This window comes from Shewanella sp. H8, from assembly GCF_040285065.1.
Classification (GTDB): Bacteria; Pseudomonadota; Gammaproteobacteria; order Enterobacterales; family Shewanellaceae; genus Shewanella; species Shewanella polaris.
Genome location: NZ_CP157213.1, coordinates 1351121 through 1375506 on the forward strand (window position 1 = coordinate 1351121; position 24386 = coordinate 1375506).

At 40.8% G+C, this 24386-nt stretch carries 21 protein-coding genes and 14 tRNA genes; 18 read left to right on the forward strand and 17 right to left on the reverse strand.

Going from position 1 to position 24386, the window contains the following annotated elements:
• Positions 1-46: 46 nt before the first annotated feature.
• The 10 genes from ABIS04_RS05865 to gltX all read right to left on the reverse strand — a co-directional run bounded on the left by ABIS04_RS05865 (position 47) and on the right by gltX (position 5300).
• Positions 47-1066, reverse strand: a complete 1020-nt coding sequence (locus tag ABIS04_RS05865) for a TRAP transporter substrate-binding protein (protein WP_350432885.1) — start codon at positions 1064-1066, stop codon at positions 47-49.
• A gap of 429 nt (positions 1067-1495) precedes the next feature.
• Positions 1496-1571: transfer RNA gene (locus ABIS04_RS05870), tRNA-Ala, on the reverse strand.
• 35 nt (positions 1572-1606) lie between these two features.
• Positions 1607-1682 (reverse strand) — tRNA-Glu (locus ABIS04_RS05875).
• A gap of 132 nt (positions 1683-1814) precedes the next feature.
• Positions 1815-1890: transfer RNA gene (locus ABIS04_RS05880), tRNA-Glu, on the reverse strand.
• Between the two features lie 132 nt (positions 1891-2022).
• Positions 2023-2098 (reverse strand) — tRNA-Glu (locus ABIS04_RS05885).
• A gap of 311 nt (positions 2099-2409) precedes the next feature.
• Positions 2410-2485, reverse strand: a tRNA-Glu gene (locus ABIS04_RS05890).
• A 311-nt stretch (positions 2486-2796) separates the two neighbouring features.
• Positions 2797-2872: transfer RNA gene (locus ABIS04_RS05895), tRNA-Glu, on the reverse strand.
• Positions 2873-3183: 311 nt separating this feature from the next.
• A tRNA-Glu gene (locus ABIS04_RS05900) sits at positions 3184-3259 on the reverse strand.
• A gap of 454 nt (positions 3260-3713) precedes the next feature.
• Positions 3714-3789: transfer RNA gene (locus tag ABIS04_RS05905), tRNA-Ala, on the reverse strand.
• A 101-nt stretch (positions 3790-3890) separates the two neighbouring features.
• Positions 3891-5300, reverse strand: a complete 1410-nt coding sequence (gene gltX / locus ABIS04_RS05910) for a glutamate--tRNA ligase (protein ID WP_350432886.1) — start codon at positions 5298-5300, stop codon at positions 3891-3893.
• Positions 5301-5560: 260 nt separating this feature from the next.
• Between gltX and ABIS04_RS05915 the strand changes: the two genes are divergently transcribed.
• The 6 genes from ABIS04_RS05915 (at position 5561) to ABIS04_RS05940 (ending at position 6196) form a co-directional block, all read left to right on the forward strand.
• Positions 5561-5636: transfer RNA gene (locus ABIS04_RS05915), tRNA-Val, on the forward strand.
• A gap of 40 nt (positions 5637-5676) precedes the next feature.
• Positions 5677-5752: transfer RNA gene (locus ABIS04_RS05920), tRNA-Val, on the forward strand.
• Between the two features lie 33 nt (positions 5753-5785).
• Positions 5786-5861: transfer RNA gene (locus ABIS04_RS05925), tRNA-Val, on the forward strand.
• Positions 5862-5901: 40 nt separating this feature from the next.
• Positions 5902-5977, forward strand: a tRNA-Val gene (locus ABIS04_RS05930).
• Between the two features lie 33 nt (positions 5978-6010).
• Positions 6011-6086: transfer RNA gene (locus ABIS04_RS05935), tRNA-Val, on the forward strand.
• A 34-nt stretch (positions 6087-6120) separates the two neighbouring features.
• A tRNA-Val gene (locus tag ABIS04_RS05940) sits at positions 6121-6196 on the forward strand.
• A 41-nt stretch (positions 6197-6237) separates the two neighbouring features.
• Here the strand turns inward: ABIS04_RS05940 and ABIS04_RS05945 are convergent.
• Positions 6238-6495: a hypothetical protein gene (locus ABIS04_RS05945; RefSeq protein WP_350432887.1), complete on the reverse strand. Its 258-nt coding sequence runs from the start codon at positions 6493-6495 to the stop codon at positions 6238-6240.
• Between the two features lie 43 nt (positions 6496-6538).
• On the reverse strand, positions 6539-8368 hold the full coding sequence (locus tag ABIS04_RS05950; protein ID WP_350432888.1) for an ABC transporter ATP-binding protein: 1830 nt from the start codon (positions 8366-8368) through the stop codon (positions 6539-6541).
• Between the two features lie 212 nt (positions 8369-8580).
• Between ABIS04_RS05950 and ABIS04_RS05955 the strand changes: the two genes are divergently transcribed.
• From ABIS04_RS05955 to sstT, 6 genes are all read left to right on the forward strand, one after another.
• Complete coding sequence (locus tag ABIS04_RS05955) at positions 8581-10116, forward strand: AlkA N-terminal domain-containing protein (protein WP_350432889.1); 1536 nt, start codon at positions 8581-8583, stop codon at positions 10114-10116.
• 4 nt (positions 10117-10120) lie between these two features.
• A complete protein-coding gene (locus ABIS04_RS05960; RefSeq protein ID WP_350432890.1) occupies positions 10121-10672 on the forward strand; it encodes a methylated-DNA--[protein]-cysteine S-methyltransferase in 552 nt (183 codons plus the stop codon).
• Between the two features lie 72 nt (positions 10673-10744).
• The gene (locus ABIS04_RS05965) at positions 10745-12031 is read left to right on the forward strand and encodes a DEAD/DEAH box helicase (protein WP_350432891.1); all 1287 of its coding nucleotides are present in this window, start codon (positions 10745-10747) and stop codon (positions 12029-12031) included.
• An 11-nt stretch (positions 12032-12042) separates the two neighbouring features.
• Complete coding sequence (locus ABIS04_RS05970) at positions 12043-12522, forward strand: dual specificity protein phosphatase family protein (protein ID WP_350432892.1); 480 nt, start codon at positions 12043-12045, stop codon at positions 12520-12522.
• A gap of 513 nt (positions 12523-13035) precedes the next feature.
• On the forward strand, positions 13036-13926 hold the full coding sequence (locus tag ABIS04_RS05975) for a chemotaxis protein (protein WP_140233744.1): 891 nt from the start codon (positions 13036-13038) through the stop codon (positions 13924-13926).
• A gap of 302 nt (positions 13927-14228) precedes the next feature.
• Entirely contained in the window at positions 14229-15470 is a 1242-nt protein-coding gene (gene sstT / locus ABIS04_RS05980) for a serine/threonine transporter SstT (protein WP_350432893.1), read from the forward strand.
• Positions 15471-15751: 281 nt separating this feature from the next.
• On the opposite strand, the gene ABIS04_RS05985 is transcribed toward sstT, so the two are convergent.
• The 3 genes from ABIS04_RS05985 to ABIS04_RS05995 form a co-directional block, all read right to left on the reverse strand.
• Positions 15752-16405 carry a pseudouridine synthase gene (locus ABIS04_RS05985; RefSeq protein ID WP_140233746.1) on the reverse strand — a complete coding sequence of 218 codons (654 nt, stop codon included), beginning with the start codon at positions 16403-16405 and terminating at the stop codon, positions 15752-15754.
• Between the two features lie 135 nt (positions 16406-16540).
• On the reverse strand, positions 16541-17131 hold the full coding sequence (locus tag ABIS04_RS05990) for a protein disulfide oxidoreductase (RefSeq protein ID WP_350432894.1): 591 nt from the start codon (positions 17129-17131) through the stop codon (positions 16541-16543).
• 29 nt (positions 17132-17160) lie between these two features.
• Positions 17161-17757, reverse strand: a complete 597-nt coding sequence (locus ABIS04_RS05995; protein ID WP_140233748.1) for an ACP phosphodiesterase — start codon at positions 17755-17757, stop codon at positions 17161-17163.
• Positions 17758-17949: 192 nt separating this feature from the next.
• Between ABIS04_RS05995 and ABIS04_RS06000 the strand changes: the two genes are divergently transcribed.
• The 6 genes from ABIS04_RS06000 (at position 17950) to secF (ending at position 23699) form a co-directional block, all read left to right on the forward strand.
• A complete protein-coding gene (locus ABIS04_RS06000; protein WP_140233749.1) occupies positions 17950-18135 on the forward strand; it encodes a hypothetical protein in 186 nt (61 codons plus the stop codon).
• Between the two features lie 68 nt (positions 18136-18203).
• A complete protein-coding gene (queA, locus tag ABIS04_RS06005) occupies positions 18204-19244 on the forward strand; it encodes a tRNA preQ1(34) S-adenosylmethionine ribosyltransferase-isomerase QueA (RefSeq protein ID WP_350432895.1) in 1041 nt (346 codons plus the stop codon).
• A gap of 142 nt (positions 19245-19386) precedes the next feature.
• Positions 19387-20511 carry a tRNA guanosine(34) transglycosylase Tgt gene (gene tgt, locus ABIS04_RS06010; RefSeq protein WP_137221796.1) on the forward strand — a complete coding sequence of 375 codons (1125 nt, stop codon included), beginning with the start codon at positions 19387-19389 and terminating at the stop codon, positions 20509-20511.
• A gap of 25 nt (positions 20512-20536) precedes the next feature.
• A complete protein-coding gene (yajC, locus tag ABIS04_RS06015; RefSeq protein WP_137221794.1) occupies positions 20537-20869 on the forward strand; it encodes a preprotein translocase subunit YajC in 333 nt (110 codons plus the stop codon).
• Between the two features lie 17 nt (positions 20870-20886).
• Positions 20887-22737 (forward strand): protein translocase subunit SecD, encoded by a 1851-nt coding sequence (secD, locus tag ABIS04_RS06020; protein ID WP_137221792.1) that lies wholly within the window; start codon positions 20887-20889, stop codon positions 22735-22737.
• Positions 22738-22751: 14 nt separating this feature from the next.
• The gene (gene secF / locus ABIS04_RS06025) at positions 22752-23699 is read left to right on the forward strand and encodes a protein translocase subunit SecF (protein ID WP_137221790.1); all 948 of its coding nucleotides are present in this window, start codon (positions 22752-22754) and stop codon (positions 23697-23699) included.
• 62 nt (positions 23700-23761) lie between these two features.
• Here secF and ABIS04_RS06030 read toward each other — a convergent pair whose 3' ends face one another.
• Entirely contained in the window at positions 23762-23911 is a 150-nt protein-coding gene (locus ABIS04_RS06030) for a hypothetical protein (protein ID WP_167495986.1), read from the reverse strand.
• A 55-nt stretch (positions 23912-23966) separates the two neighbouring features.
• Positions 23967-24368 carry a DUF3224 domain-containing protein gene (locus ABIS04_RS06035; protein WP_140233751.1) on the reverse strand — a complete coding sequence of 134 codons (402 nt, stop codon included), beginning with the start codon at positions 24366-24368 and terminating at the stop codon, positions 23967-23969.
• Between the last annotated feature and the right edge of the window lie 18 nt (positions 24369-24386).

Below are 24386 nucleotides of genomic sequence, written 5' to 3' on the forward strand. Positions count from 1 at the left end.
TGGTACTGATCCAATAAGCAACTCAGTACCACATTTAGTATTGAGACTATTTGGTATTTGCAGCTTGTGCTGCATTAATCATGTCTTTACCAATTTGATCTTCAAATTTAGCCCAAACAGGTTTCATTGAATTAACCCATTGTTGACGATCCGCAGGCGTTAATGTCACTAATTCAGAACGTCCTGAATCTAAAATAGTTTGCTTATCTTTATTGCCTTTTTCTGCTGCAATGCTGTTGCCAAGTGCAATAGCCTCTTCAAGTGAAGATTTAAAGATTGCGCGTTTGTCAGCGGGTAGACTTTTCCAGAAAGTATTTGAGGTCACGACCATGTAATCTAAAACACCATGATTACTTTCGGTTATGTAGCTTTGCACCTCATAGAATTTCTTTGAATAGATATTTGACCAAGTATTTTCTTGACCATCAATAGCGCGTGTTTGTAACAGGGTGAACACTTCAGAGAAAGGCTTTTTAACCGGAATAGCACCAACAGCATCAAACTGAGCTGCAATCACGTCTGATGCCATAATACGAAACTTTTTACCCTTAGCATCTTTAGGTAATTCTAGTGGGTCATTGGCAGAAAATTGCTTCATACCATTGTGAAGGTAACCTAGGCCGACAACCCCTTTTCGGTTCATTGAGTTCAATAGTTTTTGGCCCGCATCCGATTGTTGGAAGCGATCAACGGCCGCCATATCTTCAAATAAGAATGGTAAATCAAAGATTTGTAGTTTTTTTGTATAACGCTCAAACTTAGATAGTGATGGTGCTACAAACTGCACATCGTTTAACAGCAATGCTGCTAGCTCGTTGTTATCCCCAAATAACTGTGAGTTAGGAAATACGTTCACAACATATTCACCAGGTAAACGTTGTTCTATTAATTCTTTAAACTTAAGTGCCATTTGTCCTTTTGGCGTGTTCTCTGCAACAACATGAGAAAACTTAATTTCTACAGGCTCAGCAAAAACATTAAAACTCGCTGCCAGAATTGAAGCTACAGCGGCTAGTTTAGCCATTGACTTTAGTGGACGTATAAAAGTATTTATCGATTTTTTCATGGTAGTTAACTTCCTTTTTTTAGTGTTATATTTTCCTCAAGGTGGTGACTTGTTCCAGAACAAGGACGCCATAAACGCTTTATGAGGATAGATAAAACTTAGCAAGCATCAGGCCAGAATGTTAACCATTTGTAACCGTATGATATTTATTAACTTTAATTTATGTGTGTATAGTTATACTGATTTAGTGTGCGGATAGTCACACACCGAGGGGGTATGGTTGGGTGGAATGTCACACATTTTGTTGTGATGCTATATAGATCTCATTAAAAAGAATTGCTTAGAAGTTATTGATTTAGGGAGAATGAATTTGATTATCTGTTTATGCGGATACATTGGATAACAGCGTAAAAGGACACAAACAAAAAAACCACCGTGAGGTGGTTTTTTATCTCAAATATGTAGAATCATATTCGAATATTAAATGATTGGTGGAGCTACACGGGATCGAACCGTGGACCTCTTCACTGCCAGCGAAGCGCTCTCCCAGCTGAGCTATAGCCCCGAACTTTAGCTAAATAACGACTAAAATTTGAAATATGGTATCCCATAGGGGATTCGAACCCCTGTTACCGCCGTGAAAGGGCGGTGTCCTAGGCCTCTAGACGAATGGGACACATTTGATATGTTATACTCTGTATCGAGTGAATACTCATTGGTGTCTGTAGGCTAAACACCAGTGCTATATAGATCATCAAACACTTTTTCTAAAACAATAGTTTCGAATCATGTTCAACCATCTTAAATATGGTATCCCATAGGGGATTCGAACCCCTGTTACCGCCGTGAAAGGGCGGTGTCCTAGGCCTCTAGACGAATGGGACACATTTGATACGTTATACTCTGCATCGAGTGAATACTCATTGGTGTCTGTAGGCTAAACACCAGTGCTATATAGATCATCAAACACTTTTTCTAAAACAATAGTTTCGAATCATGTTCAACCATCTTAAATATGGTATCCCATAGGGGATTCGAACCCCTGTTACCGCCGTGAAAGGGCGGTGTCCTAGGCCTCTAGACGAATGGGACACAGTTGATACGTTATACTCTGCATCGAGTGAATACTCATTAGTGTCTGTAGGCTAAACACCAGTGCTAGTTACCTATAATGAAGATCAAAACCCTAAGAATTCGAACCCCTGTTACCGCCGACTCTTTATAAACCAAAGTGGGCGATGTCCTAAGCTCTATTTCTAGACGAATGGGACACATTTGATACGTTATACTCTGCATCGAGTGAATACTCATTGGTGTCTGTAGGCTAAACACCAGTGCTATATAGATCATCAAACACTTTTTCTAAAACAATAGTTTCGAATCATGTTCAACCATCTTAAATATGGTATCCCATAGGGGATTCGAACCCCTGTTACCGCCGTGAAAGGGCGGTGTCCTAGGCCTCTAGACGAATGGGACACAGTTGATACGTTATACTCTGCATCGAGTGAATACTCATTAGTGTCTGTAGGCTAAACACCAGTGCTAGTTACCTATAATGAAGATCAAAACCCTAAGAATTCGAACCCCTGTTACCGCCGACTCTTTATAAACCAAAGTGGGCGATGTCCTAAGCTCTATTTCTAGACGAATGGGACACATTTGATACGTTATACTCTGCATCGAGTGAATACTCATTGGTGTCTGTAGGCTAAACACCAGTGATATATAGATCATCAAACACTTTTTCTAAAACAATAGTTTCGAATTATGTTCAACCATCTTAAATATGGTATCCCATAGGGGATTCGAACCCCTGTTACCGCCGTGAAAGGGCGGTGTCCTAGGCCTCTAGACGAATGGGACACAGTTGATACGTTATACTCTGCATCGAGTGAATACTCATTGGTGTCAGTAGGCTAAACACCAGTGCTAGTTACCTATAATAAAGATCAAAACCCTAAGGATTCGAACCCCTGTTAACGCCGACTCTTTATAAACCAAAGTGGGCGATGTCCTAAGCTCTATTTCTAGACGAATGGGACACAGTTGATACGTTATACTCTGCATCGAGTGAATACTCATTGGTGTCTGTAGGCTAAACACCAGTGTTATATAGATCATCAAACACATTTTCTAAAACAATAGTTTCGAATCATGTTCAACCATCTTAAATATGGTATCCCATAGGGGATTCGAACCCCTGTTACCGCCGTGAAAGGGCGGTGTCCTAGGCCTCTAGACGAATGGGACACAGTTGATACGTTATACTCTGTATCGAGTGAGTACTCATTGGTGTCTGTAGGCTAAACACCAATGCTAGTTACCTATAATGAAGCTCAAAACCCTAAGGATTCGAACCCCTGTTACCGCCGACTCTTTATAAACCAAAGTGGGCGATGTCCTAAGCTCTACTTCTAGACGAATGGGACACATTTGATACGTTATACTCTGCATCGAGTGAATACTCATTAGTGTCTGTAGGCTAAACACCAGTGCTAGTTACCTATAATGAAGATCAAAACCCTAAGGATTCGACCCCCTGTTACCGCCGACTCTTTATAAACCAAAGTTAGCGATGTCCTAAGCTCTATTTCTAGACGAATGGGACACATTTGATACGTTATACTCTGTATTGAGTGAATACTCATCAATGTCTGTAGGCTAAACATCAATGCTATTATCTAGTTAAAGATATATTCGTAAGTGGTGGAGCTACACGGGATCGAACCGTGGACCTCTTCACTGCCAGCGAAGCGCTCTCCCAGCTGAGCTATAGCCCCTCTTACAAATTGCTTTTGGATATGCTACAAAAAAATCTGAAGTCATGTCTCAACTGCGAGGCGCATTCTATGCAGCATACCCAAAAGTGTCAACTCGTTTTTTAGGAATTTATTCTATTTGCTACAAATTCAATCGCTTTGGATATTCTTTGTGCAGATCGATCTTTTCCAATTAAATATAAGGTTAAGTCTAACGCAGGAGACTGCCCAGCGCCCGTTACCGCAACACGTAGTGGCATTCCGACTTTACCCATACCCACCTCAAGATCTGCTGCTGTAGCTTCAATTGCTTGATGAATATTTTCAACTGTCCAGTCTGTTATTGCTGCTAACTTTTGATTGAACAAGGTTAAAGGCTCCATTGCCACACCACGTAGGTGCTTTTTAGCCTGAGCTTCATCGAAGTTATCAAAGTCTTCATAGAAATAACGACTAGAAGCTGCTAACTCTTTTAATGTTTTAGCGCGTTCAGATAATGCAGTCACAATTTCAGGTAATGCAGGGCCATTACTGGTATCAATCTTTTGGTCATCCATATGCCACTGTAAATGCGATGCAACATAAACAGGATCAAGTGATTTGATATAATGTTGATTTAACCAAATAAGTTTATCGGTATTAAAAGCTGAAGCGGCTTTATTGATGTCATCTAATTTAAATAGTGTTTTCAATTCTTCCATTGAAAATACTTCTTGATCACCATGAGACCAGCCTAAACGAACAAGATAATTTAATAGTGCTTCAGGTAAATAACCATCATCACGATACTGCATTACACCGACAGCGCCATGACGCTTAGATAATTTGGCACCATCATCACCCAAAATCATCGAAACATGAGCATATTCAGGAATAGGAGCTCCTAATGCTTTAAGGATATTAATCTGGCGAGGGGTATTGTTGATATGGTCTTCACCACGAACAACGCACGTAATACCCATATCCCAGTCATCAACGACAACACAGAAGTTGTAAGTTGGTACGCCATCGGTACGCTTAATAATAAGATCATCAAGCATATCGTTTGAAATTTCAATGCGACCACGAACGTGATCATCAAAGATCACACTGCCTTCGATTGGGTTTTTAAAGCGCACAACAAACGGCTCGTTAGTATCACGAGGCGCAAGGTCACGACAGCAACCGTCGTATTTTTGTTGTAATCCTTGTGCAGCCTGATCTTCACGCATTTTTTCAACACGCTCACGTGAGCAATAACATTTATAAGCCGTGCCGTTATCTAGCATCTGCTCAATAATTTCGTTGTAACGATCAAAACGTTTAGTCTGATAATAAGGACCTTCATCCCACGTTAAACCTAACCAGTTCATACCATCAAGAATCGCATCACAAGCTTCTTGAGTTGAACGTTCAATATCGGTGTCTTCAATACGAAGTACAAATTCACCGTTATTTGCTTTTGCATGTAACCATGAATATAAAGCAGTACGAGCACCGCCTACATGTAAAAAGCCAGTTGGACTTGGGGCAAAACGCGTCTTAGTTGTCATAATCGGACACTAACCTATATAAATACGTCTATAAAAAGAAGACAAGCAAAAATGTGGTTGCCATTCTAACAGCCAAACTCGTTAGTGGAAATGGCGGACCGTTAAACCTGTGATAGTTTTTGAATATTCCTTTTTTTATCGAGTCAAATCTTTGTTTAACAATGCATCAAAGCGAACAAATTTAGTCCGACTGACGTTTTTTTAAATAAAAAGCGTTGACAGGTTTTGCTTGCCCCCTATAATACGGCCCCACACAGCGAGGTCGATTAGCTCAGCTGGGAGAGCACCTCCCTTACAAGGAGGGGGTCACTGGTTCGAGCCCAGTATCGACCACCATAATTTCATTTATGAAGTTATTACTGTTAATTATATCCCAGGTCGCTTAGCTCAGCTGGGAGAGCACCTCCCTTACAAGGAGGGGGTCACTGGTTCGAGCCCAGTAGCGACCACCATATAATTTATGTAAACTGTTGTGTAGAGTCCCAGGTCGCTTAGCTCAGCTGGGAGAGCACCTCCCTTACAAGGAGGGGGTCACTGGTTCGAGCCCAGTAGCGACCACCATTTCTCAAATAGAGTGGTGACTCGAAAGTAAAATATCCCAGGTCGCTTAGCTCAGCTGGGAGAGCACCTCCCTTACAAGGAGGGGGTCACTGGTTCGAGCCCAGTAGCGACCACCATATTTTACTATGTTAAAAGAATTGATATTCCCAGGTCGCTTAGCTCAGCTGGGAGAGCACCTCCCTTACAAGGAGGGGGTCACTGGTTCGAGCCCAGTAGCGACCACCATATCAATTTGTACTTTATTTATCGTTTTATCCCAGGTCGCTTAGCTCAGCTGGGAGAGCACCTCCCTTACAAGGAGGGGGTCACTGGTTCGAGCCCAGTAGCGACCACCATATTTTATTTCTGTATTATTCCTCTTACATCCTTCAAAGTTTTACCAAGCAATCCAAGCAATCCAAGCAATCCAAGCAATCCAAGCAATCCAAGCAATCCAAGCAATCCAAGCAATCCAAGCAATCCAAGCAATCCAAGCAATCCAAGCAATCCAAGCAATCCAAGCAATCCAAGCAATCCAAGCAATCCAAGCAATCCAAGCAATCCAAGCAGTCCAAGCAATCCAAGCAGTCCAAGCAATTAATATTCTACTTACACTTTTTTGCCTATTTTTTATTCCTGTGCATAAAAAAGCCACTCATATTTGAGTGGCTAACTAATGTTAATGGTTCAAGTTTTGATTAATCTAATCCTAAAAAACCGCCAGTTTGATGGGCCCACAGTTGTGCGTATATCCCTTTGGCATTAATCAGCTCTTGATGAGTACCTTGTTCAACGACACAGCCTTTATCTAATACAATGAGTCTATCCATAGCTGCAATCGTTGAGAGCCGATGCGCTATCGCTATTACTGTTTTACCTTCCATCAATTCATAAAGAGACTCTTGAATCGCGGCTTCGACTTCAGAGTCTAATGCTGAAGTGGCTTCATCAAGCAATAGAATTGGCGCATTCTTAAGTAATACTCTTGCAATGGCAATCCGTTGGCGTTGGCCACCAGACAGCTTAACGCCGCGTTCACCAACTTGAGCATCGAGTCCCTTGTTGCCAAAGGGATCAGTTAAATTGTCAATAAACTCTGCAGCTTGTGCTTGAGTTATCGCCGCCATTAATTTTTCATCACTGGCATGTGGATCACCATACAGAATGTTTTCACGGATAGAACGATGTAATAACGACGTATCCTGAGTCACCATACCAATATTTGCCCGTAATGAGTCTTGGGTTATATCCGTTATAGGTTGATCATCAATCAGTATTTGGCCTTTTTCAACATCATGAAAACGCATTAATAAGTTTACTAAGGTCGATTTCCCTGCACCAGACCGTCCCACTAAGCCGACTTTTTCACCTGCTTTAATATTCAAGTTTAGTTGCTCAATGACGCCTGTTTTTTCACCATAATGAAAGCAAACCTGATTGAAATCGATTTTACCGTGGTCAACAACAATGTCTTTTGCATCGATTTTATCTTGGATAGCAATGGGTTTTGATAAGGTATTCATACCATCGGTAACGGTACCAATATTTTCAAATAGTGAACTAATTTCCCACATAATCCATTGTGACATGCCATTTAAACGTAACGCTAAACTCACCGCAATCGCAATGGCACCAACAGTAATCGCATTGTCTGCCCATAACCAAATAGACACAGCTGCAATGGTGAACGCTAATAAGTAATTAATGATTTGCACTAAAACATTAATGATCGTGACCAGACGCATTTGGCCATAAACGGTTTTTAAGAAACGCGTCATACTATCTTGGGCATAGTCAGCTTCTTGTGTCGTATGCGAGAACAGCTTTACGGTTGATATGTTGGTGTAACTGTCGACAATACGGCCAGTCATTGTCGAGCGAGCATCGGCTTGTTCTGTCGATATTGCTTTCAGCTTTGGAACGAGTTTCCATTGAATCAACACATAAGCCGCTAACCAAACGAGCATGGGTAACATTAAACGTAAGTCTGCAGTGGCAATCATGACCAACATAGAGGTGAAATACACTAAAATATACATCAGTACATCCAGTAATTTCATAACCGTTTCACGTACAGCAAGCGAAGTTTGCATTACCTTTGTGGCGATCCGTCCTGCAAAGTCATCTTGATAAAATGAAATACTTTGTTTGAGTAAATAGCGATGTGCTTGCCAACGAATGGCCATGGGGTAGTTACCCAAAAGCGTTTGGTGCACGATAGAAGCATGTAACCAGACAACCAGCGGTATGACGACTAAGACAATCACTGACATGGTAATCAAGGTAGTGCTTTCATCTTGCCATAATGTTTGCGGATTTTTGGTGACTAACCAATCTACCAGTTGTCCCATAAAGCCAAACAGTGACACTTCCAACATTGCCATTATGGCTGTTAGTACTGACATGATAATTAAAGGCAAACCAAACCCGCGGGTATAATGACGACAAAATGCGTACAAAGTATTGGGTGGCTGAGTCGGTTCTTCTTGCGGTAAAGCTTGGGTCAATGATTCAAAAAATTTAAACATCTAATGCTCTAACTTAATGGTGAAAATTCTGCTAACTAGGATAACGCAAAAAGGCCAAATGTAATGGGTTAAATTGTTACCATATACGAAACGATTGAGTTCCGTTTTCCGCTAGTCGTGGTTGTTGTATTTCGGTAAAGTAATCTCTTAAATACGCTATAAGCAGAAAATAGTTCAGTTTTCCATTGAGTGATATAAGGCTAAATAGACTAATGGTCCAGATTAATAGTGATTGTTATATTGCAGCACAGATCTGCCAGCAAGCAAGGCTTAGTCGTGACACTCGTTTTGATGGTCAATTTTTTACTGGTGTGCTCACTACTGGTATTTACTGCCGATCGATTTGTCCCGCCCCTGCACCCTATGAAAAAAATGTCCGTTACTTTGATTCTGCGATAAAAGCGGCTAATGCAGGGCTTAGGCCTTGTCTGCGATGCCGGCCCGATAGTGCACCAAGTTCATTTGCGTGGTTAGGCACTCAAACAACATTAATGCGAGCCATCGCGTTAATTGATCAAGGCTTTTTAAATGGTGAGAATTCAGGAACGGTCGTCAAGTTGGCTGATAAATTAGGTATTAGCAGTCGGTATTTAAATAAGCTCTTCAACCAAGGTTTGGGGGCTTCACCTAAACGTTTTGCGTTATATCAGCAGTTGATGTTTGCTAAGCAGTTATTACACCAAACACAATTATCAATGACAGAGGTCGCCATGGCTGCTGGCTTTAATAGTATCAGGCGGTTTAATGAAATTTTTAAGCAAGAACTATTGTTAACACCTAGCGAATTACGCCAAAAGAGCCGACATTCAACTGATGTAACTCATCCTTATAAAGATAATCAAGTGAGCACTAACATTAAACCAATAACATTAGCATTATCTTACCGTCCCCCCTTTAATTGGGCGAAGATGTTGGCTTTTTATGCCTTTCGTCAAGTTGATGATATGGAGGTCATTGATGATATTTCGGGACGTTATGGCCGAACCTTTTCGTTTAATGGCGTAGAAGGCGTTTTTTACATTTCACCAAATGCCGATAAATCCCAACTTGATGTGAGTATTTACTTAGCTGATGCAAATGATATTAAATCCTTGCATTATATTACTCTGCAATTACGCCGTATGTTTGATTTAGATGCTGACATGGAGATAATCCAGCAGGCATTATCTCCCATCATTAAATTAGGTGCCCAAATTGATAATGGTTTACGTATTCCTGCCGCTGGCAGTGTATTTGAAGCCGCTTGCCGTGCCGTATTAGGGCAACAAGTCAGTGTCGTGCAAGCCACTAAGCTATTAAATTTATTGGTAGAATCCTATGGCGAAACGCTGTTCATCGATGGTAATACTTGGCGGTTATTTCCTACGGCACAAGCTATTGCTAACGCTTCCTTAGATGAACTTAAAATGCCAGGCGCTCGAAAATTAGCATTAAATGCCTTGGGGCAATTTGTGCATCAGAATGCTGACTCAACACCTGACGATTGGTTGTCTGTAAAAGGTATCGGCCCATGGACTGTTGCTTATGCAAATATGCGAGGTTTGAGTGATCCTGATGTGTTTTTTAGTTCTGATTTAGTCATCAAAAATCGTCTTCATGCATTACATGAGCAATCGGGTAACCCCATTGAAAACCCTAAATCCTACATAAGCATTGCTGCCGACATTGCAAAACAAGCATCACCTTGGGGCAGCTACTTAACCTTCCAGCTTTGGGGTAACGATCCTGTCGCTGCAAAAAACGGATAGTATTATGACCCATTTTACTTCGCCCAAGTGCCATGCTTTAGTCACAAGTCCTGTTGGTTTACTCTCTCTTAAAGCATCTGAGCATGGATTAACCCATCTGCAGGTTGAAGACCTTGCCCAAACGAGCTCGCTTGTAGAGATTCAAACTCAGTTTAGACTCCAACAAAGTAATACTGAGACGACTCAAGATTTATTGATACAAGCCCAACAACATATTGATTCAACGGTCATTCAATTAACAGAGTACTTCGCTAATCAAAGGCAACATTTTAGTGTTCCTCTAGCGCCTAAGGGGACTGTTTTTCAACATGAGGTTTGGCTTGCTCTGAGTCAATTAACATTCGGTCAGCGCTGCAGTTACAGTGATATCGCTAATACTATTGGACGACCTAAAGCCGTCAGAGCTGTTGGGGCTGCAAATGGTGCAAACCCAATTGCTATTATCGTTCCTTGTCATCGGGTGATAGGCAAAGGCGGTAAGTTAACTGGTTATGCTTATGGGCTCGATATGAAGCAGTGGCTACTGGACTTAGAAGGGATTGAAGAAATTAACTAATTTATCTGACTGCCGTGCCAAAGTACGTTAAAATGTGCGATTGATATCCATTTTTTTGAGCGCATTTGATACATGACCCAAGCTTCTTTAGCTACGACTTTCGCTGAATTTGGCCTGCATACTCCATTGTTGGCCAGATTAACCGAGCTTAAATACCTTCAGCCTACACCAATCCAAGCTGAAACCATTCCTAGCACACTAACTGGTAAAGATTTACTGGCGGGTGCCAATACTGGCTCAGGTAAAACAGCGGCTTTTGCATTGCCGATATTACATCAATTGGTGAGTCGTCGGGCAACAACATCTGCCAAAGGTAATTTTGTTAGTGCGTTAGTCTTGGTACCAACGCGAGAACTTGCTAAGCAAGTTGCCGACAGCTTTAAATCCTATGCGGTTCATTTAAATGGCGACATTAAAGTGGTTGCTGCATTTGGCGGTGTATCTGTTAATACTCAAATGCTAGCATTGCGTGGTGGTGCGGATGTGGTGGTCGCGACGCCTGGTCGTTTACTCGATTTAGTATCGTCAAATGCATTAAAGCTGTCCCAAGTGACCACGTTAGTACTTGATGAGGCTGACAGAATGTTAAGCCTTGGTTTTACTGTGGAATTGAATCAAGTACTCAATTTACTTCCTAAACAAAAACAAACGTTATTGTTTTCAGCGACTTTCCCAGATGAAGTTCGCCAACTAACGCAAGCGCTGCTCGTTAACCCGCTTGAGATACAATTACAAAGCGCTGAGGCGAGTACGTTAGTACAACGGGTAATGACGGTTAATCGTGAAAAAAAGACCGCTTTACTTGCACATTTACTACAACAGCATCAATGGCGCCAAGTGTTGATTTTTGTTGGCGCTAAAAATAGTTGCAATCATTTAGCTCAAAAACTGGCTAAACGTGGTATCACTGCAGAGGTGTTTCACGGTGATAAAGCCCAAGGCGCGAGAAGTCGTGTATTGGAAGGTTTTAAGGCTGGTGATATTCAAGTGCTTATTGCAACAGACATTGCTGCTCGTGGCCTTGATATTGAAAAATTACCTGTAGTAATAAATTTTGACTTACCGCGCAGTCCAGCAGATTATATGCATCGAATTGGTCGCAGCGGACGTGCGGGAGAGGTCGGTTTAGCGTTGACCTTGTTGTCGCATGATGAGTATCATCACTTCTCTGTTATTGAGAAAAAGAATCAAATTCGCCTTGAACGTGAACAAGTTAACGGATTTGAGGCTGATGATGTAGTGCCTGAAAGCGTACTGGAACAACCTAAGCCAATGGCGAAGCCAGAAGGTAGCGGCAAGAAAAAACGTAAGAAGTTGTCCTCAGTTAATGTTGATATTTGGGCTAAAAAACCAGATTAGTAGTAGGTAATATGAAACATATTTTTTGGTTAGTTGATGGACAAATTGCAGGCCGTAGTGGTCCAAACAAAGATGCGTGGGATTTAGCTGAGTTTAAGCAGGCTGGTTTCGGTGCAATCGCATCATTAAATAATGCTGAAGGTTGTGATACCGACGCTATGGCTGAATTAGGTCTTCGTCATAAAGTGTTTAATTTACCTGATAATATTCCACCTAAACCGCATGACCTAGCCATTTGTGCTGAAATACTTCCTCAGGTTTTAACATTTATTCGTGAATGTGAAGCCGATCAGTTACCAGTGTTACTCCATTGTCGCTCTGGGATTAATCGCACCGAAATGGTAATGGCTTATTATATGATGGAAAACGGTGCAGCACCTTTGCATGCCGTTAGCCAAGTTCGTAATGCCAGTGGTTTAGCCTTTGAGGCTGAAGGTTGGGATCAGTTTGTTTATGACGTACTTTACGAGCTACAATCAAGTTCGAATTGATTTAAGTAAATATTAATCAACGTATTATAGGGAAACAATCGATTAGATCAGCAACTGATTTAATCATTATTGTTTCCCTTTGTTATTTTAATAACGTATCGATTAATTAAATCCTCCAAACCCCAAGTGTGATGCAATTACCTAATTGACAGCTTAGTCAGTCACGGCTGATATATTTGTATTGCAGTAAGAGGAGGGAGGCGATTTATAATTTTCACTGTTAATTGTGTCGAAGATCCTAATAAAAAATTTATTAATATTATTTGCTCATTATTGTTATCACCAATACTTGTTATTCAAGCATCTATTATTACTCAAGTATTATCTAGTTAATTAAAATCGTAATAGAAACGATATAAAAGTTAACTATTATCGGATGAATTGCTAATTTTGTGATTTGTAATGACGTTTTTAGATAAAATTGATGATTAAAGTTAATCTAAAAATTGACGATAAATGCTATAGTTAAATCGATTTTAGTCTTCCATTAAAGGGGTAATGATGAGTCCGAAAATGAGCAAAGCGAATCAATCACAGGGTTTATTGCTTTTTAAGTTGAACCAAACACAACTGTTTGCTTTAGGTACTTTGAAAATTCGTGAACTCGTGCCTTATACACCTCTAACTAAAATTCCACATTCTCACCCCGCCATTCTGGGAGCTGCAACTATGAGGGGTCATACTCTTCCTGTGATAGATATGGCTGCAGCGGTTGGTTATAAACCTATTACCGACTCCGAGCGTAAAGATTGCTATATCATTATTACGGATTGCCAGCGAATGGTTATTGGCTTTCTGGTTCGAGCCATCGATAAAATCATTGAGTGTAACTGGCGAAACATTGAAGCTCCGTCTGGTAACTTAGGTCAAAACGCCTTTTTAACAGGAGTAACCCGTTTTGATGATCAATTAGTTCAATTACTGGATGTTGAGTTATTATTATCAAAGATCTTTCCTGACGATCCTATTTCTCATCGTGCAATATTGACAGATGTTCAACGTGAAAAATTAAAGCCATTGCATATTTTGTTGGTTGATGACTCTAAAGTAGCCCGTAAGCAATTATCTGACGCACTAGACTCAATTAATATCCCCTATCAAGTGACGGCCGATGGTCGTGACGCTCTTTCCATTATGCAACAAGCCGCAGAAGACCGAATGCCAATTGACTTACTGGTGAGTGATATTGAAATGCCAGGGCTTGATGGATATGAATTGGCTTTTGAAGTTAAGAATAACCCTGCTATTGAGCATGCATATATTATTTTACATACTTCGTTATCCAGTGAAATTAGTGTTAGCCAAGCGAAACAAGTCGGTGCTAATGAAGCGCTCACCAAATTTGATGCTAAAGAGTTAATTGAGGCAATGTTAAGAGGTGCTGAGGCGATAGAGACGGTTTAATGAGGAGCGGAAAGGTAATCTTTTTTATTTGTTGGTCCCGCTATTGGTAATGCTTACTTAATGACCGACAAGTGATTTTTTTATTCATTTTGGGTTAACACTAGACTTATCACATGGCATCCTGATATATAGCTACAAGACTTTTGTCATGTTCGGTATTTTGGCTGTTCACAAAAGAAGGCTTTACGTTTCGCAAAGCCATCGCTAAGCAATAGCCAGCTAATGTGGTTAAACAATTTGATTAACGATAAGTGTCCACCAACAGACAAAACGCCATAAATATAATAATCATAGGTTAAGCAATGAATCAAAAAACATCACTGTTAGCTCGTATCGCTAGCGGTAGCCTTGTGCTACAGATTATCAGCGGAATTATTTTGGGCGTGGTCCTGGCAAGTATTTCCACAACTGGGGCTAATAATGTGGCCTTTTTAGGCTCTCTTTTTGTAGGAGCGCTAAAAGCTATAGCACCGATCCTGGTTTTTGTTTTGGTAGCATCATCGATTGCCAATCAAAAGAAAAATAGTCAAACCAATATGCGCCCAATTATTGCTCTATATCTATTGGGAACCTTTGCGGCAGCATTAACTGCTGTATTATTCAGTTTTGCATTTCCAACTACTTTATTGTTAACCACTGGTATTGAAGGCTCAAATCCTCCTCAAGGGATTAGCGAAGTCATTAATACCTTATTATTTAAAATTGTCGATAATCCTGTTAACGCATTATTAACCGGCAATTATATTGGTATTTTAGTTTGGGGTGCAGGATTAGGTATAACCATGCATCATGCCAGTGACAGTTCTAAACGGATGCTTTCTGATGTCAGTGATGCGGTATCTAACATTGTCCGTTTTGTCATCCGTCTTGCGCCAATTGGTATTTTCGGTCTAGTGGCTGCGACATTTGCTGAAACTGGCTTTGAAGCAATAGCCGGTTACGGCCAACTATTAATGGTACTTGTTGGCTCCATGCTATTTATTGCGTTGGTTGTTAACCCTATTATTGTTTATGTCAAAATTAAACGTAACCCTTATCCATTAGTATTTAAGTGTCTACGTGAGAGTGGAGTGACAGCATTTTTTACTCGTTCAAGTGCTGCTAATATTCCGGTCAACATGGCTTTGTGTGAAGAACTAAAACTGCATAAAGACACTTATTCTGTCTCAATTCCATTAGGCGCCACGATTAATATGGGCGGCGCAGCAATTACCATTACGGTATTGACCTTAGCCGCAGCCCATACTTTGGGTATTCAAATAGACTTTTTGACGGCATTATTATTGAGTGTCATCGCATCTGTTTCTGCTTGTGGTGCCTCTGGTGTTGCTGGTGGATCGCTACTATTAATTCCATTAGCATGTAGTTTGTTTGGTATTTCTAATGATATTGCCATGCAAGTTGTCGCTGTTGGCTTTATTATTGGTGTGATTCAAGATTCAGCTGAAACGGCGCTTAACAGCTCAACTGATGTGATCTTTACTGCTGCAGCATGTGAAGCGGCTGAAGTTAAAGAGGCAAAGCAAGCCGCTCAAGTCAGTTAATATTGTATGTGACCTCAGCTCGGGATAATAAACAGTTATCAAACAGTCCTTTGTCTTGCTACCTTTGTTGTATCGACTTGCAATAGGCTAGCTATTGAGGCGTCAATACGTCTTATTAACAAAACAAGTGACAAGTTTGAAATGAAAGAGGCCAAATGTTGTTATTTTAGCTTACTTATCCTATGTATTAACCCGAGTTGAGGTTATGTATATTCATTAAAAAATACCGACGCAATTGTGTCGGTATTTTTTTGTCTAATTGGGTATAAATTGCCGTGGTATTAAAACGGATGCTGACTAAAAAAGGTCATTTCGACTTGGCTGTAAGGGTGGGTAATTGTGAGTGATTGCGCATGTAGGTTTAAGCGTTTACTGGCATTTATTGTTTCGGTATCGCCATAGAATTCATCACCTAAAATAGCGTGTCCCAGCGCAAGCATATGCACTCTAAGTTGATGGGTGCGACCTGTGTGCGGTTTAAGTTCCATCAAGGTCGACTGAACTCTATGCTCAAGCACTTGAAAGTAGGTTAGCGCTGCTTTGCCTGAGTCTGTGAGTATTTGGAATGGTGGCGAATCAGGATTTGGCCCAATGGCAAAGTTTACTTTGCCTTGTTGCTCGCTGACATGGCCCATGACTTCAGCAATATATATTTTTTTAGCTTGGCGGTTTTGAAATTGTATTTTTAAATGCGATTCTGCTTTTTTGGTTCGAGCAAAAATTAAGATGCCTGAAGTGTCACAATCTAAGCGATGGATGAGAATAGCTTCTGGATAGCATCGTTGTAAACGGGTTATTGCCGTATCGTGTGTATCAGGTGATCGCCCAGGATTTGATAACAAACCTGAAGGTTTATTGATGACGATAATGTCACGGTCTTTATAGCGTATGTCCAACCATGGAATGGACGGCGGCTGATAAGTAAAGATGTGCATTATAGGGCGTTCTCTCTTATAGGACGGAATCAGTTATTCATGATGCAAAAATTAACATTGCGAATACTAACAAAATTTTGCAGATAACGAAAAAAAACAATTACCCAGTGCATAAGGTATTTTATGAAATTTGCTTTACCACCTTGCTAACCATAATCGAAGTGACATTCCCCAACTACTGGTTATCCCAGAGGTCACAAATCGAATATTATTTTCAGTATCAACAATATAAATAGCAGGTAAGGCCATTGCGCCCCATTGTTGGCTCAATGATATTGTTTGAGGCTGTTTTTGTTGGTTGATTACATCAAAGTGATAATGATGTTGTTGCATAAAAGTATTAATGCCTGCATCGGTACCAGAGGCTACCGCAATGGAAACTACTTGATAATCTTGCTTTAGGTTAACCGAGTCCACCATTGGCGAGGTGACGCTGCATACCGGACACCAAGTACCCCAAAAATAAACTAAGGTGGGTTTATGAGAATTTGTTTGCCATTTTGCATGTTGTTGAGCGCCAGTTGCTGTTGAGGTAAATAATGAAATTGGCTTCTGAGTAATCGAATGTGCGTTAATTGGAGTGGCAACACCTGTTTTCATATCTCGCTGTAAATAACTCGCAATGGCAAATAATATAACGCCAATAAGTATGATATCGCGTAAGCTGGTTAACCAAAAGCGTCTGGATTTTAGTTTGAACTGTAGGTTAATAAACCATGGCGCCATACTTATCTCACTCCTCTTGTTGCCTTCAATTAAGGTAAATATTCTATTGGAGTTTTACGGCTATAAATTTTGCTATAGGCCATCAATTGCGGATAGAAAGTCCTAAATGCAATTTCAATATCAATATAAATCTTATCAATATCCTTAATGGCATGATCAAACAGTTCTGGTTTAGATAAACGCTTGCTCACACCTTTAATCGCTTGATTTAAGCCTTGTCTTGTTTGGTAACTATTTAACCAATCTTGTTGGATAATTTGCGGTGCAATGGCTTGTAATGTTGGAGGCAATTCCGCTGTCGCATTCAGTTGTTGATACGCTTTTTGGCAAAACTCATCTAATGGTTGGTGATGATACTCTTCCCAATAAAACGCTAAGTAATGATCGAATACCAAATCAATTAATATCGGTGCCACACGGCGTGATGTTTTAGGAAACAGTTTCAGGAGATCGACAATAATTTCATGGCTGTCAGTAACCTGATCTATTTGACGATGAAGCCATATGCCTTGTTGTAAATGTTTTGGGTGTTGTCCTATGTTACCTTTGGCGAAATCACCCGACAAATTAGCTATTAAGTGGGTATCGCTGATGTCGGCTAAATGTAAGTGAGCTAAAAAGTTCATAAATTGTACTTCTAATTTTATTATTTTACAGTATGATACTAACCGTTTGTAACAAGACGTTACAGGGAAGTACTCGTATTTACGTAATCATAACGATTTACGTGCGAATGTCATTGAGTATTAACATTATATTGTTGCGATAGATGTAAGTACTGTTAAAGGGTATAGGATTAATTTTAAGGATCAAGGAAGATGAAAGAGTGGATTAAAAAATTATTGGGTAGGCCTGCTACACCCAAACGAAATAAAGTACATATCGACATGCGTTATGAAGAGCATTCATATAAATCACATCACAGCTTTGATTCAGTGAAGCCAAATACTATTGAATTGGACGGTATCAACATCGAGTCGATAGAACAAAAGCCGACAAAGTAATCACCAAACTTGATCTTAACCCGCAGTAGCCATAGACTAGCGGCCGTTTTTATTGTTGAGATTATACTATGCGTGTAGCAGATTTTTCATTCGACCTACCAGATGAGCTGATTGCTCGCTATCCGACAGCACAACGTAATGCTTCGCGTTTACTCACATTAAGTGGTCAAAACGGTGAACTCGCTGACAAGCACTTTACTGATTTACTCAATATGATCAATCCTGGTGACTTGATGGTGTTCAATAACACTCGAGTTATTCCTGCGCGTTTGTTCGGCCAAAAGTCCACTGGTGGCAAGCTTGAAATTCTCGTTGAGCGCATGCTTGACGATAAGCGTATCTTAGCCCATGTTCGCAGTTCAAAATCCCCTAAAGTTGATACGCTTATTGATTTAGATGGCGGCTATCAAATGAAAATGCTAGCGCGTCATGATGCATTATTTGAGCTTGAGTTACTGTCTGATAAAACCATATTAGAAGTACTTGAAGACGTCGGCCATATGCCACTGCCTCCTTATATTGACCGTCCGGATGAAGATGCTGATAAAGAGCGTTATCAAACGGTATATAACCAAACACCAGGCGCCGTTGCTGCTCCTACCGCAGGCTTACATTTCGATGATGCCATGCTGGCAGAGTTAAAAGCCAAGGGTGTCAATATTGCGTTTGTGACCTTGCATGTGGGAGCTGGTACGTTCCAACCAGTACGAGTCGATAATATTCTTGAGCACAAGATGCATTCAGAGTGGGCTAACGTTCCGCAAGATGTCGTTGACCTTATAGCACAAACTAAAGCCAATGGTCATCGTGTCGTTGCCGTTGGTACCACGTCAGTTCGTTCACTTGAAAGTGCAGCTCGAGCGAGTGGAGATGGTCCATTAAAAGCGTTCAGTGGCGATACCGATATTTTTATTTACCCAGGTTATCAATTTAAAATAGTTGATGCGATGGTGACCAATTTTCATTTGCCCGAGTCAACATTAATCATGTTATTAAGTGCTTTTGCCGGTTTTGATGAGGTAATGAATGCCTATCAACACGCCATAACACAAAAATATCGCTTTTTTAGCTATGGTGATGCCATGTTTGTGACGAAAAAAGCCCCCTAAGCAATCAATTTGATTTAATATACTCGCCCACAATAGTGGGTGTTTTTTTGATTTAATGTGTCAGTAACCTTGAAGCATTAAAATTTACCCTCATAACTATAGAAACTAAACAAGTCAGACTGTTTATCTGGCAAGGTGATTTATGAAATTTGAATTAGACACAACGGACGGTCGTGCACGTCGCGGACGACTTATTTTTGATCGTGGCACTGTTGAAACGCCAGCATTTATGCCAGTGGGAACATACGGTACGGTAAAAGGCATGACACCTGAAGAAGTGCGAGCCACTGGCGCCGACATTTTATTGGGTAACACCTTCCATTTGTGGTTACGTCCAGGCGAAGAAATCATGCGTAAGCATGGTGACCTTCATGACTTTATGAACTGGCAGCGTCCCATTTTAACTGACTCGGGTGGATTCCAAGTGTTCAGTTTGGGTGATATTCGTAAAATCACTGAAGAAGGTGTTCATTTCCGTTCACCAATAAATGGTGAAAAGATTTTCTTAGATCCAGAAAAATCAATGCAAATTCAGGATTCTTTGGGATCTGACGTAGTGATGATTTTTGATGAATGTACTCCGTATCCAGCAACACATGATGAAGCGCGTAAGTCGATGCAAATGTCACTGCGTTGGGCTAAACGTTCACGTGATGAATTTGACCGCTTAGAAAATCCAAATTCTTTGTTTGGTATTATTCAAGGTGGCGTGTTTGAAGATTTACGTGACGAGAGTGTAAAGGGTCTTGTAGATATTGGTTTTGATGGTTATGCCGTAGGTGGCTTAGCTGTGGGTGAGCCTAAAGCAGATATGCACCGCATTTTAGAGCATGTTTGCCCGCAAATTCCTGCGGATAAGCCACGTTATTTAATGGGCGTAGGTAAACCTGAAGATTTAGTTGAAGGGGTGCGCCGTGGTGTCGATATGTTTGATTGTGTCATGCCAACGCGAAATGCCCGTAATGGCCATTTATTTACCAGTGAAGGTGTGATTAAAATTCGCAATGCACGTCATCGTGATGACACTGCAACATTAGATGCTAAGTGTGATTGTTACACTTGTAAAAACTATTCACGTGCTTATTTGTACCATTTAGATCGTTGCAATGAAATTTTAGGTGCACGTTTAAACACCATTCATAATTTACGTTATTACCAAATGTTGATGGAAGGTTTGCGTGGCGCAATTGAGACAGGTACATTAGACACCTTTGTTAAGGAGTTCTACACCAGTCTTGGTCGTGAAGTACCTGAGTTAATCGTTTAATTTTAGCTAATAAGAAGAGAGAACTATGTTTATTTCAAATGCATATGCAAGTCCAATCAGTGGTGCAGCCGGTGGCGAAACCATGCAGTTAGTCTTCATGCTCGTCATGTTTGGATTAATTTTTTACTTCATGATTTTCCGTCCACAGTCAAAGCGTGTTAAAGAGCACAAAAACCTAATGGCATCGATTTCAAAAGGTGATGAAGTGTTAACTAGTGGTGGCATTCTTGGTAAAGTGACCAAAATTGGTGACGAAAGTGATTATGTATTATTAGCCATTAATGATAACAACCAAATCACGATTAAAAAGGATTATATCGCAGCGGTATTGCCTAAAGGTTCTATCCAGTCGTTATAAGCCAAGAGGGCTATTGTGTGTTAAATAAATACCCAATGTGGAAAAATATCATGGTGATGCTTGTCATCGCCATTGGTAGTTTTTATGCAATTCCAAATTTGTTTGGTGAAGACCATGCGGTGCAAATTGTCGCAACTCGTGGTGCAGAAGTTACGGCATCGACTCAAACGTCTGTGGTTGATTTATTAAAGGCTCAGGGTATTGCTGTAAAGCGTGCAGAGCTCGAAAATGGTCAATTATTAGTTCGCGTGCAAAACCCAGAGCAGCAGCTGGTGGCCAAAGAGGCTATCGCTGAACTGCTTGGTCAAAAATATACCGTGGCATTGAACTTAGCACCGGCAACCCCTGAATGGCTTGAAGCTGTTGGTGGGTCGCCGATGAAATTAGGTTTAGATTTACGTGGTGGAGTTCATTTCTTAATGGAAGTGGATATGGGCGAAGCAGTCCGTAAAATGGAAGAAGCTAAAATAGCTGATTTCAGAAGCCAGCTTCGTGAAGAAAAAATTCGTTATGCTGGTATTCGTAAAACGCCAAACGGAATTGCGATTAAGTTTCGAGATGCTGAAACGGTTGACCAAGCTGAGACTTATTTAAAAACTCGCAGCAATGACATGACATACACCGATGCAAGTAGCGGTGATGAGTTTATGCTTCTTGCTACTATGAGTGATGCTTATCTTAAGCAAATTAAGGAAGAAGCATTACAACAAAACATTACCACCATTCGTAACCGTGTAAACGAGTTGGGTGTAGCTGAGCCGGTAGTACAACGCCAAGGCGCCGAGCGTATTATTGTTGAGCTGCCCGGAGTACAAGACACTGCTCGTGCAAAAGAAATTTTAGGCGCTACGGCATCGATTGAATTTCGTATGGTTGATGACAAAGCTGACGTAAGTGCTGCTGCAAGTGGTCGTGTCCCTCCTGGTGATGAAGTATATCAACGTCGTGAAGGCGGAATTGCAGTATTGAAGAAGGAAGTGATGCTAACGGGTGATCATATCACTGGTGCTCAACCTACTTTTGATCAATATAGCCGTCCTCAGGTCGCTATTAATCTTGATTCAAAAGGCGGCTCAATATTCTCTAACGTCACCAAAGATAATATCGGTAAACCAATGGCAACATTGTTTATCGAATATAAAGATAGCGGTACACGCAATCCTGATGGCACAGTGAAAATGACTCGGATTGAAGAAGTTATTTCTGTTGCAACTATCCAAGCTCGTTTAGGCCGTAACTTTGTGATTACCGGTCTAGAACACACTGAAGCACAAAGCTTAGCGTTACTGTTACGTGCGGGTGCGTTGATTGCGCCAGTAACGATTGTTGAAGAAAGAACCATTGGTCCAAGCCTAGGTGCTGAAAACATTCAAAACGGTGTTCAAGCGATGGTTTGGGGTATGGTTGTCGTATTAATCTTCATGATGATTTATTACCGTGCATTTGGTTTTATTGCTAATCTTGCATTGATGGCTAACCTCATCATGGTTGTTGGTGTGATGTCTATGATCCCAGGTGCGGTGTTAACCTTACCGGGTATTGCCGGCATGGTGCTAACAGTGGGTATGGCTGTTGATGGTAACGTGCTTATTTTTGAGCGTATTCGCGAAGAGCTACTTGCTGGTCGCAGCGTTCAACAAGCTATCCATGAAGGTTATGGTAATGCGTTTTCAACGATTGCCGATGCTAACATCACCACCTTTATGACCGCGTTAATTTTATTTGCTGTCGGTACCGGTGCGGTGAAAGGCTTTGCTGTTACCTTAATGATAGGTATCGCGACTTCGATGTTTACAGCCATAGTTGGCACTCGCTCAATCGTGAATGCGGTTTGGGGTGGTAAGCGCGTTAAGTCTTTGTCTATCTAAGGGAGAAGTTGAATATGTTGCAGATATTTTCAGTAAAGAACACCGTCGACTTCCTTCGTCATGCACTTCCTATTAGTGTTATGTCGTTGATCTTAGTTATTGCTTCTTTTGTGTCGTTAGGCGTCCAAGGTATTAACTGGGGATTAGACTTTACCGGTGGTACGGTTGTTGAAATGGAGTTTTCAGCTCCAGTCGACTTAAATGCTTTACGTGCAACAATGACGACAGATGAAGCAGAAGGTGCAGTGGTACAGAACTTTGGTTCAAGCCGCGACATTTTAGTTCGTCTACCCGTCAGAAATGAGCTAAAAAGCGATGTGCAGGTTGCGGCAGTATTAACTGCAGCCCAGTCAATTGATTCAGGCGTGATTCAAAAACGTGTTGAATTTGTTGGGCCACAAGTCGGTAAGGAATTAGCTGAGCAGGGTGGCTTAGCGGTTATTGTTGCCTTAATTTGTATTCTTATCTATGTATCCTTTCGTTTTGAATGGCGCTTAGCTGCAGGTTCTGTTGCCGCGTTAGCACATGACGTTATTGTAACCTTAGGGGTATTTTCGGTATTACAGCTTGAGTTTGACTTGACTGTATTGGCAGGTTTATTAACGGTTGTGGGTTACTCACTTAACGATACTATCGTAGTGTATGACCGTATCCGTGAAAACTTCCTTAAAATGCGTAAAGCTACTCCAGTAGAGATTGTAAATACCTCAATCACTCAGACTATGAGTCGTACTGTTATTACCACAGGTACTACATTAATTACCGTTATAGCGCTGTTTTTAAAAGGCGGCACAATGATCCATGGCTTTGCAACTGCATTGTTATTAGGTATTTTTGTTGGTACATACTCATCGATTTATGTGGCAAGTTATTTAGCCATTAAATTGGGTATTAACCGTGAGCATATGTTACCAGTAGAGATTGAGAAAGAAGGTGCAGATCAACCTTCAATGATGCCTTAATAGGTATTATTAATCTTAATCACTAAAAAGAAACCCCAGCTTGCTGGGGTTTCTTTTTATGGCTAAGTTAACTTCTTTTGTTCTGCTAAATGCACTTCACAGGCAGCAATTAACGTTTTGTACCATTGAGTTTGTGGATCGATTATCAGAGCTTCCCATCCATCACTGCCGAGTATTTCAATAGCGTTTAAAATCAGTGAAGTTAACGTCATAGTGCCAGATACTCTAAATGTACCTACATTCGTCTCCAAACGAGAAATAGTTATCTTAGTCATGATCTAAGGTAATGAGGTATTCAGCTTGGCCGTTTTCAGTTGATGTAAACTCACCGTGACCAATAAATTGATGCAAGTTTTCGGTACCCGAGTCAGCGATTATATTGAACTGGCTTTGGGCAACACCTTGTGAAAATACCCCATTATGTTGTAACACTATGGTGCCAGCTATTTCTGGCGTGTTTATGGTTAAGTACTCCATTCCAACAAATACCGCAGCCTCCCCATTTTGATATGACATTACATAGCGAATTTGAGCTGAACCATTGATATCACCAGAATAAGTTTGAGTAATTTCAGCAATGGTTTGTTTGCTGTTATTGTCGTGTTCAGCATAAGTCGATTCATTCCAAGCTGTGATTTGAAATACACCTTTTAAGACTATTTTTGTCATGTAGAAACCCGCTTATAA